This window comes from Psychrobacter proteolyticus (assembly GCF_039762275.1).
Taxonomy (GTDB): domain Bacteria; phylum Pseudomonadota; class Gammaproteobacteria; order Pseudomonadales; family Moraxellaceae; genus Psychrobacter; species Psychrobacter proteolyticus_C.
Map to the genome: position 1 here is coordinate 118,605 of NZ_JBDLOB010000005.1, position 12,740 is coordinate 131,344.

The 12,740-nt window shown below is 41.8% G+C and carries 10 protein-coding genes and 1 other RNA gene; 6 read left to right on the forward strand and 5 right to left on the reverse strand.

Translation table 11 applies throughout. The features are described 5' to 3' along the window. The first annotated feature begins 14 nt into the window (after nucleotides 1-14). The 3 genes from ABFV72_RS09410 to ABFV72_RS09420 all read left to right on the forward strand — a co-directional run bounded on the left by ABFV72_RS09410 (nucleotide 15) and on the right by ABFV72_RS09420 (nucleotide 2,799). Nucleotides 15-653 carry a peroxiredoxin gene (locus ABFV72_RS09410; protein WP_114700376.1) on the forward strand — a complete coding sequence of 213 codons (639 nt, stop codon included), beginning with the start codon at nucleotides 15-17 and terminating at the stop codon, nucleotides 651-653. A 219-nt stretch (nucleotides 654-872) separates the two neighbouring features. Continuing rightward, nucleotides 873-1,535, forward strand: coding sequence for a glutathione S-transferase family protein (locus tag ABFV72_RS09415; RefSeq protein ID WP_101206376.1), 663 nt, complete (start codon nucleotides 873-875; stop codon nucleotides 1,533-1,535). A 313-nt stretch (nucleotides 1,536-1,848) separates the two neighbouring features. Beyond that, nucleotides 1,849-2,799 carry an META domain-containing protein gene (locus ABFV72_RS09420; RefSeq protein ID WP_347163369.1) on the forward strand — a complete coding sequence of 317 codons (951 nt, stop codon included), beginning with the start codon at nucleotides 1,849-1,851 and terminating at the stop codon, nucleotides 2,797-2,799. A 144-nt stretch (nucleotides 2,800-2,943) separates the two neighbouring features. Here the strand turns inward: ABFV72_RS09420 and ruvC are convergent, their stop codons facing one another. Next, nucleotides 2,944-3,528, reverse strand: a complete 585-nt coding sequence (ruvC, locus tag ABFV72_RS09425; protein WP_057760973.1) for a crossover junction endodeoxyribonuclease RuvC — start codon at nucleotides 3,526-3,528, stop codon at nucleotides 2,944-2,946. 253 nt (nucleotides 3,529-3,781) lie between these two features. Here ruvC and ABFV72_RS09430 point away from each other — a divergent pair, with 253 nt between their 5' ends. Next, on the forward strand, nucleotides 3,782-4,402 hold the full coding sequence (locus ABFV72_RS09430; protein WP_347163371.1) for an FxsA family protein: 621 nt from the start codon (nucleotides 3,782-3,784) through the stop codon (nucleotides 4,400-4,402). 110 nt (nucleotides 4,403-4,512) lie between these two features. On the opposite strand, the gene ssrS is transcribed toward ABFV72_RS09430, so the two are convergent. Continuing rightward, nucleotides 4,513-4,708: non-coding RNA, 6S RNA (ssrS, locus tag ABFV72_RS09435), on the reverse strand. Between the two features lie 247 nt (nucleotides 4,709-4,955). Here ssrS and gpmI point away from each other — a divergent pair. Together gpmI and ABFV72_RS09445 are read left to right on the forward strand one after the other, a co-directional pair. After that, the gene (gpmI, locus tag ABFV72_RS09440) at nucleotides 4,956-6,614 is read left to right on the forward strand and encodes a 2,3-bisphosphoglycerate-independent phosphoglycerate mutase (RefSeq protein WP_347163373.1); all 1,659 of its coding nucleotides are present in this window, start codon (nucleotides 4,956-4,958) and stop codon (nucleotides 6,612-6,614) included. Between the two features lie 234 nt (nucleotides 6,615-6,848). Next, complete coding sequence (locus tag ABFV72_RS09445) at nucleotides 6,849-8,318, forward strand: S41 family peptidase (RefSeq protein ID WP_347163374.1); 1,470 nt, start codon at nucleotides 6,849-6,851, stop codon at nucleotides 8,316-8,318. A 74-nt stretch (nucleotides 8,319-8,392) separates the two neighbouring features. Here ABFV72_RS09445 and ABFV72_RS09450 read toward each other — a convergent pair whose 3' ends face one another. From ABFV72_RS09450 to ABFV72_RS09460, 3 genes are all read right to left on the reverse strand, one after another. Next, nucleotides 8,393-10,096: a sigma-54-dependent transcriptional regulator gene (locus ABFV72_RS09450; RefSeq protein ID WP_347163375.1), complete on the reverse strand. Its 1,704-nt coding sequence runs from the start codon at nucleotides 10,094-10,096 to the stop codon at nucleotides 8,393-8,395. 78 nt (nucleotides 10,097-10,174) lie between these two features. Next, on the reverse strand, nucleotides 10,175-11,941 hold the full coding sequence (locus ABFV72_RS09455) for a sensor histidine kinase (RefSeq protein WP_347163377.1): 1,767 nt from the start codon (nucleotides 11,939-11,941) through the stop codon (nucleotides 10,175-10,177). A 34-nt stretch (nucleotides 11,942-11,975) separates the two neighbouring features. Then, the gene (locus tag ABFV72_RS09460) at nucleotides 11,976-12,611 is read right to left on the reverse strand and encodes a response regulator (protein ID WP_101206382.1); all 636 of its coding nucleotides are present in this window, start codon (nucleotides 12,609-12,611) and stop codon (nucleotides 11,976-11,978) included. Nucleotides 12,612-12,740 lie beyond the last annotated feature (129 nt).

The window sequence follows — 12,740 nt, forward strand, 5'->3', positions numbered from 1 at the left end:
CTAAGGAATCAAGCATGGCACATTTACGTTTAGGTGATACCGCACCAAATTTTGACGCTACAACCACAGAAGGTGACATCAATTTTCACGAGTGGGCAGGTGATCATTGGGTTGTTTTCTTCTCGCATCCAGCAGATTTTACGCCAGTATGTACCACTGAGCTTGGTCGCGCCGCTGCATTAAATGGCGAGTTCCAAAAGCGCAATGTAAAGCCGATTTGTATTTCTGTTGATAGCCTAGAAGATCACAAAGCGTGGGCGAGCGATATTGGTGAGACTCAAGGCACAGATATGAACTTCCCAATCATCGCTGATCCTAATAAAGAAGTCGCTGAACTATATGACATGATGCATCCTAATGCCGATAGCACTCATACAGTACGTAGCGTCTTTATCATTGATCCAAGCAAAAAAATCCGTCTAACGCTGACATATCCTGCCAGCTGTGGCCGTAACTTTGATGAAATTATCCGCGTAATTGACGCACTACAGTTGTCGGATGAGTATAACATTGCAACACCTGTAGACTGGAAAGATGGCGACGATGTGATCATTCCACCAAGTGTGAAAAACGAAGATATTGCTGCAAAATATCCAAAAGGACACAAAGAGATTAAGCCGTATCTACGTACCACACCTGCACCAAACAAATAACTAGACTGATGTGTAAATGTAATTAAATAAAGCCCCATGACTCAAGGTTATGGGGCTTTTATTATTTCTACTTTATGATTAATAACACTTTGCCATGATGGCCAGATTAGGCTATAACTGTGGTATAGCGTATTAATATTTGTGCTTATCAGTACAACAACCATAATAAAGCGTATCAGCGTCAAATCGCTGTCCAATCATTCTTACAAGGAGTTTGCTATGAAAAAACTATATATTACCCGTACAGCGCCCAATCCACGTAAAGCGCTTATCTTATTGGCTTCAAAAGGTATCGATGTCGATGATATGGATGATGTCGATGTGATAGACATTGATTTTGCGGCAAATGAGCAAATGTCAGAAGCCTTTACGCAAATGAATCCGATGCAGACCGTACCTGTTTTAACCTTAGATGATGGTACCGTATTAAATGATTCTCAGGCAGTTTGTGAGTATCTGGATCGCGTTTACGGTGAGCGTTCAGTCATGGGTAATGATGTGGTACAGCGTGCGCAAGTTTGCTCTATGCGCCGTGTTGCAGAGTTTGAGGTGATGTATAACTTGATGCTCGCGTTTCAGCACAGTCATCCATCTAAAGCACAACGTGTTGAGCAAGTGCCAGAGTTCGTCGCACCATCAATTGCTCGTGCGGTTAAAGCCATGGCGTATTTTGAGACGATATTAGAAGGTCGTGAATACCTAGTAGGTGAACAATTAAGTTTTGCGGATATCGTGCTATATCTAAGCTTGGATTTTGGTAAAGTATTGAAAATTAATCCTAATGAGCAAGGCGAAAACCTAGCTCGTTTTTATCAAAAGATGAATGAACGCTTCAGTATTAAAAATATGGCTAAAGCCAAACCTGCCAGTGTGAATGACTAAAAGGTTCTAGAAAAATAGTTTAAATCATAAAATTTATCTATTAACCTATCCGATAAATTGATCGCTATAAAGCAAAACAGCTAACCTCAATGGTTAGCTGTTTTTTTATGAAATATAATAAAAATCAACATTTCGTTACATAGGTTAGTAGTGCCAAGGTTATAGTAGTTAATCTAGCTTAGTTATATCAATTATGTTTTTAAAACGTTTATTTAAGAAGAATACTTTTAAATTATGACTTCTTTTGAATAGGTTTTTAAAACATAGATGGTACGCGAGATAAGTTGTACAAGCTTACTAAGAGGTATGTAATATGGTAGGTAGCCGAAATAAGCCAACGTTAAAAGTACTGCTATTACCCAGTATGATGGCAGTTAGTCTGATGCTAAGTGCGTGTCAAAAAGAAGCAGCGCCTAGCGAAAATGATACATCGCAGGGTGCTGAAGCTGGTGAGATGACAGACTCAGCCGTAAGTGAAGGTCTGGTATCTAGTATGAGCCCTACATCAGACGAATCTGAACCTGTTGAATTAACTGCTCAAGAAAAGCTGACGACCACCTTATCTCATCATCGTTGGACGTTAGTAAATGCAGTCGACGCCAATGAACAACCTATGGCTGAATTTGCGAATATCAACAGTCAGGTAACGCTTGCGTTTAACCAATATCAGGGGCAAGACACGCTAAGCTATAGCGTAGGCTGCAATACGATTAGTGCTGGCTATCAGTTAAAAGGGCATACCTTAACTACTGAAGAGGGCATGAGTACGAAGATGTCTTGTGGCGATTTAGACGTGGCTGAAAACACCTTGAATACGTTGATGCAGGGCAATAATGAGTTCAAAATTGATCAAGGCGATAATCCAGTATTAACGCAGTTTACTGACGACGATGTGACTTTAGTATGGAATGGTAGGCTTACTGCACAAGCGAAATATAACAGTAAGGGTGAAACAGTGTTTTGGGCAGTAAACTCCGAAACAGTACCTTGCGAAGCAGGTAACTCTGAGCAGTGTCTACAAGTCAAGCCTATTACTTATAATGATCAAGGCATCAAAACTCACGAAGGACAGTGGCGAGTATTCGTTGGTGAAATCGATGGCTATCAGCATGACAGCAAACACGAAGAAGTATTACGCTTACAACGCTACCCGCTAAACATCGATGAATTATCAGAGACCAGTAAGCCAACTAAAGATGATACTGCTGATGAAAAGTATGCCTATATATTGGATGCTGTCATTGAAAGTGCAGTTGTAGAGTAGCCTATTATAGTTTGAGCTTTGAAATGCTCATAGTCATAAAAAACACGCGTCTAGTAGCGCGTGTTTTTTATGGGGTCTCTAATTTGCTGTTTATCTATTTTGACGATTGTTTGCTCTAACACCTAGCTATTTTGACGCTGATCTTTAACGCAAGTTACCCAAGTCTTCTTCAGTCAAACGCCAACGGCCTTTCTTTTTAGAAGCACCGCGACCACGCATGGCGCTATTCAATATCAGTTTGTTCATTGAATGGCTTGAGTGAGCATGACAGATGGCGCAGGCAAGACCATCTGCAGCATCTTGTTGCGGTACGACTTCTAACGCTAATATCCGGCACACCATCTCCTGTACTTGCTCTTTGGCCGCCGCTCCATAGCCACAGACGGCTTGTTTGATCTGCCGAGCCGTATATTCTGATACTTCTAAATCTAGTGCAACCATCGCTGCAATCGCTGCACCTCGTGCTTGCCCAAGCTTAAGTGCAGAATCAGGGTTTTCCGCCATAAATACTTGCTCAATCGCCGTATAGATAGGCTCGTCTGCGTATTTTAAATGATGCTGTGTGATACGGGTTAGTCCATTAAAGATACGCTTGAGGCGTTCAGGCATCTCTTTGGTATCTGTACGAATCGTCCCTGCATCGATATAGGTCAGCTTGTCACCTGTCTGCTGTACTATCCCATAACCGGTCATGCGTGACCCTGGGTCAATGCCTATAATAATTGCCATAATATTCCGTCTTGCTTACCTGTCATTTTATATTCAATACAATATAGATTGGATACGGACTCGCTTAGCCTACTATTCGTAGCACTGACGTTTGCCTTTCTTGTAGCCAAATTATATTGTACCGACTATATAGCTTAAAAATTAGCCTTAAGTTTGATAGTATAGCAACCAATCCCCATATACATCATATGTTAGCCATTTTAATTTTCATGGCGCTCAATTTATTGGTTTTTATTTTATAGGACGACACTTTATGGGTCAGATAGTTGGTATAGCCATCGTTTGGTTTATTATCGAGATGCTACTGTGGTATTTGCTTGCTCAGTTTATGAGCGGCTGGTGGGTGTTTATGTGGTTTATTATCGCTGCGGTTATCGGTATCTCTTTGATGCGCAAAGGTATGGCTGCTCTTAATCCAATGGCACAGCAAATGAAAGCTGGTGGCATGATGAACCCTGCGATGCGTCCGCCAGAGACCACGATGATTAAGAGTATCGCGATGGCAGCTGCTGGTATTTTACTGCTTATTCCTGGGGTGCTTAGTGATTTGATGGCGCTGTTGGTCGTATTGCCACCTGTGCAGAAAAAGCTAAAAGACTTGGCCAATAATTACGTCATGAATAATCAGCAGAAAATGATGGAAATGATGGCCAAGCAGATGGGTGGTGGTCAAAATCCATTTGGCGGTGCTGGTGGCATGGGTGGTCAAAACCCGTTCGGTGGCGCAGGTGGCATGAATGGTCAAAATCCATTTGGTCAACAGCAGCAAAACCCATTTGGTGATGTGTTTAAACAGCATACTACGGTTGATGGTACTGCCAAAAACATCCCTAAAGATGTAAAAAAGATTACTAAATCTGCTAATGACGAATAACTATTTAGTTAAATCATAAGCATAAAAAAAGCCCCTCTCGTCGATGACGAAAGGGGCTTTTTGGTGGTAGTAAATAAATGACTTATAAGAAATATATTTACTAACCGAATGAAACAACCGAAGTGCCGCTGTAAGATGGTGACCCATGAACCGTGAAGTTCAGGGCGGATGCGTCATCACCTCTGCAGGTTTCCTGATACACCGCAAGCGGTGCAGGCATACACAATGAGACAATAGGTACCACATCCTGGTAAAGCATTATCGGCTCAGGGAATAAACATCTACTAGCCAACACTTCAGAATAGTTTTATCTTAACCAATGAAAAGAGTGATTGCAAGTCTGAATTACAGATTGATACGTAGCTTGGTTAATTGGCCGCATCCATATTGTCTTGTATAGAAAAGTCATCGCAAGATAACCCTATAAAATTATTCATAAACTCACGAAAAATGCTCAGTTTTTCAGCTATTTCAAGATGTGTGTTAATATAGAGGGCTTTATATTCCTTTACACAGCATTATAGGCGTTCATTCACTCGAGGAGCGGTAATATATGACCAGTACCCAACAAGCATCAGACTCTATTGATAATAATAAAACACAGCTTAGCAATGACCAAGACGGTGCACAGAATAAAAAAATACCGCATGTCTTGATGATATTGGACGGCTTTGGTCATCGTGAAGAAGATAAAGATAACGCCATCGCTGCCGCCAATATGCCAAATTTAGACAAGATTTATCAGCAATATCCTCATGGGCTGATTTCAGCTTCAGGGGAAGATGTTGGTTTGCCAGATGGTCAGTTTGGTAATTCAGAAGTCGGTCACATGAATTTAGGGGCGGGGCGTGTTCTGTATCAGGACTCAACCCGTATCTCAAGTGAACTTGCCAATCGTGAGTTTTATAAAAACGAAGCATTGGTCAATGCCGTAAAAGCGGCCAATGAACGTGGCGGTAACGTCCATATTATGGGTTTGCTCTCTGATGGCGGCGTCCATTCACATCAAGACCATATCGAAGGTATGTGTCACTCAGCATTGGTCCATGGTGCCAAGAATGTCTTTATTCATTGCTTTTTAGATGGCCGTGATACCCCGCCTAAATCTGCTGATAAGTACATCAATCGTCTGCGTGACTATATTGATAAGTTGAATGCTCATTACGAAGGTGGCCGCGTACAGATTGCAAGTATTATAGGTCGCTACTATGCAATGGATCGCGACAATCGTTGGGATAGAGTGCAAAAAGCCTATGAGCTGATTACTGAAGGCAAAGCTGATCGTCTATCGACACGGGCAGATGGCGCTGTTCAAGCTGCTTATAAAGCGCGTGAGACCGATGAGTTTGTCAGTCCAACGACCGTGATTGGACGTGATGAAGTGCCATATACTGTCAATGATAACGACGCACTTATTTTTATGAATTTCCGTGCTGACCGTGCTCGTGAGCTTGCCCAAGCGTTTGTCTTGCCAGATCATGAGTTTTCTGGATTTGCGCGTCAAAAACAGCCAAAATTGGCGGCGTTTGTGATGCTAACTAAGTATTCAGATGTCCTAGCTGACAATTCAAAAACCAGCATTGCTTACTACCCAACATCTTTAGCCAATACATTGGGAGAGTACTTGCAGGATCAAGAAAAAACTCAACTACGTATCGCTGAAACTGAAAAATATGCGCATGTGACGTTTTTCTTTAGTGGCGGCCGCGAAGAAGAGTACCAGGGTGAAACTCGTATTTTAGTGCCATCTCCAGACGTTGCGACTTATGATCTACAGCCTGAGATGAGCGCGCCTGAAGTCACTGATAAATTAGTAGAAGCAATTGAGTCTGGTAAGTACGATGTATTGGTGGTCAATTATGCCAATGGTGATATGGTTGGGCATACAGGTATCTTTGATGCAGCGGTAAAAGCGGTAGAGGCTTTGGATGTATGTGTTGGCCGTATCGAGTCAGCGGTGCGTGCTGCTGGTGGTGATATGCTTATCACAGCTGATCATGGTAACTGCGAGCAGATGCAAGACTATGAAAGCGGACAAGTACATACACAGCATACGACAGAGCATGTGCCATTGATTTATGTGGGCGAGCAAAAGCTACAAGTACGCCGTGGCGGCAAACTTAGTGATGTGGCACCGACTATTTTATCATTGATGAATGTTGATGCCCCTACCGAAATGACAGGTGAGAGCTTATTGACTCCAGCAGTCTAGGCCAGTCGAATTAAAACACAGTACTTAAATGACTGTGGTTTATACTGACTTGACAGCTGTACCAGAAGATATCGAAAAGGAAAGGATAACCTATTATCCTTTCCTTTTTTTGTGATACATTTTACTTAATTTACTTGCAATACTATGCTAGTTCGAAATATGCGTTTGGTGCTATCTTATAAGTCGCTATATAACGATAAATTCGTATTCTCTATTATTCAAATGAGTTCTTTTATGCAGCCTATTTCTTTTGCACGTTCTTTTTTATCCAAAGGGTTAAGTAAATCAGTAGGGAAGGCATCAGTCGCGTCCAAGGTTTTGCAGCCCACAATTTTAATAGGTGTACTTGGTTGTGCGATTAGCATAAATGCACAAGCAGCAGTGGGAGCTTCTACAAATAATGATAATCCTACGAATGGTCTACAGCTCATCAGTTTAAATGCAGATGAAATAGCTGATGAAAACGACGCTGATAATTTATCTAACATTGCTGATATGTTAGATGTCGCCGATGAGCCAGATGACTCGATAGATAGTGTGCCAGATGAAAGCGCGCTAACGGATGATGCTGATGATATTGATACGGAGATTCCCGCAGAAGTTGCACAAGTATCGTTAAATGCTATCTCTCCTGAGACGCTAAAGACATTTGTGGCTGTGGTGGATTTAGTACGTCGTCAATACGTCGATGCGGTCAATGACGAAGAGTTATTTAGCAATGCGATGAGCGGTATGCTGACCAAGCTTGATAGCCATGCTGAGTTTTTAGATGCAGAAGCTTATGAGAATCTACGTGCTTTCACTGAGGGCGACGTTGGTGATATTGGTATTAAGGTTAATTACCAGCCAGAAGCAGGTTATTGGGTCGTCACAGAGGTTATCGATGACTCACCTGCAGACAAAAAAGGCATCGCAGTTGGTGATTACTTGCATCAGGTTGATGAGTTTAAGCTAGACGAAGGGCGACAGGTCAATGATGTTGAGCAGCTCTTAACAGGTATCGCTGGTACGCAGGTAGATATTATTACTTCCAGAGCTGGTCGCCGTAAGCATACAACGACGTTGCAGCGTAATAATAGTCATCCGCAGATTATCGAGACCAAACTGGTTGATGGTATTGCCATTGTCAAATTACCAGCGTTTCAAAATAACAGCCGTGAAAAATTACTAGAAGGTTTAATTAACCTAAACGCTCCAATATCAGGCATTTTACTAGATATGCGTGATAATCCAGGTGGCGTACTGACATCGGCAGTGAGCGTGGCCAGTTTATTTATGGATGATACCGATGTGGTGCGGGTGCAAGCACGTCAGAATAAATCACGGGTACTATCGACTCAAGGTGATGCGATACTTAAGCCTTTACCATTAGTGGTATTACAAAACCGCTATTCAGCATCAGCAGCAGAGGTGCTTGCCAGTAGTTTACAAGCACAAAAACGCGCTACTATTATCGGTGAAGTTAGCTATGGTAAGGGCTCAGTACAATCGGTCATACCGTTAAACGATGAACAAGCCGTTAAATTGACTGTGGCCAATTATATGACGGCAGCAGGCAAACAAATAGATGAGATCGGTGTAGAACCTGATGTGACCTTATCTGGCAGCGAGAACACGTGGGAGCAGAAAGCTTTAGAATTAGTAAAGGCGCGCGCACTTGATTCTGGCATTCGCTTTATTAGAAAAAATGCTACGAAAGAATAGATTTTCGTAGCAGTCAATTAACCGCACATACCATTCAACGCTTAAAAATATTTGATGATGACGTTCAAAAGAAACTAGTCGAACGCATCTTCAGAAATTTCGAGCTTTTTCATACGGTAGCGTAAAGAGCGAAAGGTGGTTCCTAATAATTCAGCTGCTTGGGTTTTGTTCCAGCCAGTTTGTTTGAGTGCTGTGATAATCAGCTGCTTTTCCTGTTCCTGCAAATAATGTTCTAACCCTTGAGACGGTAATTGACCGTCAAACAATTCTTGTAAACCTGATATGTCTTTAGAAGTTTCTTGTTGGGCGGTGGAAGCAAGGAGCGATTCTTCGTCATAAGTATTTGCTACGTTGGTTGACGAACTGTTATTACTAGCTGACGAATGCTGTACCATTGAGGGGTAGTGATTGGTGTTAGTACGATAGGGATGTAAATTGGTCGGTCTTTGCTTAACCTGTGCCGTTGTATTATTGCCAGATTGAATAGTTTGCTCACTGTTCTTCTTAGATTGAACGTCTATTTGATTTTCTACGCTACGAGCAAGTAGCTCAGAGCTATCGATAGCTGAGCTATGATTTTGCTCTTGTGTATTTACAAGCTCAGGTTCAATGTCAGGAAGACCTAAATGACTAACGTCAATGTATGAGGTTTCAGCTAACGTAACTGCACGCTCCAATAAGTTGCGTAGTTCACGGACATTACCCGCAAAATTGTGGCGTTGTAAGCGTTCGCAGGCTTCTATCGTCAATGACGGCGGCGACTCTAATTGCCAATCATCGGCGATCATCGCCAAAAAGTGGTCTGCTAACACAGGAATATCATCACGGCGTGTGTTAAGCGTTGGAAGCTTTAGTTCAATGACATTGATGCGATAATACAAATCTTGTCGAAATGCACCATCTTGTACCAGTTGGCTCAGGTCCTTGTGAGTGGCAGACAAAATGCGGATGTCCACGGGCACTTCTTTTGTATCACCAATTGCCCTTACTGTTTTTTCTTGAATGGCACGTAACAATTTAACCTGCATGGCTAAAGGTAAGTCTGCCACTTCATCTAAAAATAACGTGCCGCCATTGGCTTGCTGGAATAATCCCTGTTTATCAGCGACAGCCCCTGTAAAGCTACCTTTTTTATGACCAAAAAACTCCGATTCCATTAGCTCTGATGGTATTGCACCGCAGTTCACTGGTACAAAGCTGCCATCACGCCGTGGACTTAGATCATGGATCAATCTGGCGACCACTTCTTTACCTGTGCCAGAAGCGCCCGATAAAAACACAGGTGCCTGTGAGCGTGCTAGCTTTAGAATAGTGTTTTTGAGGGGATGCATGACAGCAGAATTACCAATTAATCTACTATCTAGCATTTTTTGTTCAGGAGAGCATTCCGGTGCGGCATGTACTTCATTATCTTGATGAATAACTTTTATGGCATTCTCTACCAGTTGACGTAAACGTGGTAGTTCTAGCGGTTTATTGACAAAATCGAAGGCACCAAGCTTTAATGCCTCAATAGCTAAATCCATGCTGCCATGAGCCGTAATCACCGCTATTGGAATATTAGAGCTATTGCTAATTTCTTTTACCAGCTCCAGTCCAGAGCCATCTGGCAATTTTAAATCTGTCAGACAAAAATCGTAGTCATTGTCTTGCCAAAACGTTCTTGCTTGCGACAATGTATAAGCCACATCACTTTTGATACCCATTTTAGTCAGGGTAATTTGCATCAATCGACATAAATCTACTTCATCATCGACGACTAGCGCGGTTGTTGTCATACATCATCTCATCGTATTTTATGGCTATAAAATCAATAGCTGGGTCTAAATGGGCGTAATAGCTTTCAAAGGGTAAATTTAGGAAAGGTTTTCTTCGATAGTTTGAAATTTATTATCAGATTTAATAGAAGGTACAATCAATCGAAAGCATGTTTTCTCATGTTCAGGAATATAGAGTAAACGTGCTTGATTGGCTTCACAAAATGCTTGTGATAAATAGAGCCCCAGTCCTGTACCAGCTTTATCTGTTGTAAAAAACGGATCGAACAAAAGTTGTAAGTTTCCAGCACTAACACCATTACCATTATCTAATATATCGATTATAACATCGTTGTCTGCGCAGTAAATGTCGATTTCCACATAAGCGTGGGGATGAGCATAGCTGCTATAACGCAAGCCATTGTTGATTAGGTTGATCAATATCTGCTCTAACTGATGAGTATCAAATGATATGATGGGTTTGGTTTTTATTCGTAGAAAAATGTCGTGTCCTTGAAAGTAATTTTCCAAAAACGATGGCATCCATTCAGCTAATTCGAGCACCTGCTGGGTAGCCGTCTGCTGACGAGACAGCTTTAAAATATCCTCAATGATACGGTTTACACGCTTTGTCTGTGAAAATATCATTTCATAAAGCTCATGGTTTCCAGTCATGGCAGCATTCGATTCACTTGTTAATGCACTGTCATCTTCCATTTGTTCTGCAACATCTTCCATTAATAGCTGGCTGGCTTGTGATATCGCTGCTAATGGGTTTCTGATTTCATGGGCAATACTGGCAGTTAATTGCCCTAAAGAAGCCAGTTTCAGTTGTTGAGCACTGGCTTGCTCACGGCGTAAATCTTCTAATATGACAAGCTTGCTATCGTCTTTTAGTGGAATAATTTGTACACGTAATTTGCCAAATATTGAGGCATTTGCGACAGCTGGCACGTCGTAGGTAAAAGCGCGTGACTGCCCAGATGCTACCGACAAGCAGGCATTAAACAACTGTGAATGCTGCTCATTGAGTTGCTGCTCAAAATTAGAGAGAAGTGCTTGGTTCTGAGTCTCTTTTGTATCGTCAAGGGTATTCTGTACTGTGACAGGCGTGGCAGGCGTGACAAATGAAAGGCTCAGCAACTGATGTGCGGCAAGATTTGCTAAGACAATATGTTGCTTATCGATAACGATAACACCATTCACCATCTGCGTGATAACCTCTTGATTAATCACGTTGAGTCGCTCGACTTCCTTAGCATGGTTTGCCGCGACCTTTTCAAGCTGTACCAATCGCTGAGAGATAGACCAGCTCAAACCGCCCACTGCTAAAAAGCTCGCTGACATTAGTAGCGCATCACCTAGGTTGGCTAGACTCATGCTATTAGCAATAGCGTAAAAAAACTGCTGATAAATAACCAGAATGATGGCAAGTAAAGTAATAACCAGCGCTTGTGAACCATGTAGTAGCATAAAGCTAGCTGCGACGACCACCATGTATAGCATGGTTAGCTGCAAATCAGGGTTGCCTGTCGTGTAGAGCAGTAGACTTAATATAATAACGTCTAAGGCCAGTCCGAATGCCAGCTGGCGGCGCATATGTTTTCTAACAACATAAAATAGCCCAAGCAATATCAAGCTTAACAGTACATAAAAGCTTAGAGTCGTTTGTTGTAAAAAACTCGGTAAAGAAGCGCTATTACCAGTACGAGCAGAGATGTATAGCATGAGCATAGAGAACAGGCTAACGACGAAGCGATAGCTGCTATAGATCAGCCCCAACTTACGCAACTGCGGCAGAGGAAGCGTATCGTCATGATGTACATAACGAGTAATGGCAGAGCTAAGATTGGTAGCAGGGTTCATAAACTGGCCGTAATTAAAATAAACGCTAAATGGTTTATGGTTGAATCAGACCATGACGAATGGCCAAATGAGTTAATTTAACATCACTATCAACCCCAACTTTTTCATAAATACGGTAGCGATACGTATTAATGGTTTTGACACTAACAAACAATTGATCGGCTATTTGCTGAGGGCTCTGACAATTAACAACCATCATGGCCACTTGTTTTTCTCTGTCACTTAATAAGTCAAAAGGTGAGTTTGCATTATCAGACAATAAAACATCTGCTAACTGTTCAGCAACATCTTGGCTGAAGTAACGACCTCCCTGATAAATCTTTTTGACCGCACGTATCATTTCATCAAGCGGCGTGCCTTTGGTAATGTAACCATTCACACCTGCTTTGATCAGCATTGAGGGATAGGGCTGTGCAGACATACTACTGACCGCCAAAATCTTGATACCCATGTCGAGTTGTATCAGACGTTTGGTTGCTTCGAGCCCGCCAATATTCGGCATATTGACGTCTAGCAAAATCACATCGGGATGTAGTTGTTTGGCTTGTTTGATAGCCATGTCACCGCTGTCTGCTTCACCTACTACTTCAATATCGGGGCTGTCTGACAACATACGGCTAATACCCATCCGTACCAAATCATGATCATCTACCACTAATACTTTAATCATAACCATACTCTTTATTAATTGTCAGAATGAACGCTTTATTAGGTTCAAATAGTATAAAAAATGAATATATTTCAACCATTATTATTATCTTCGTATATTCAAAATACTGCTGATTAATATAACAAAATA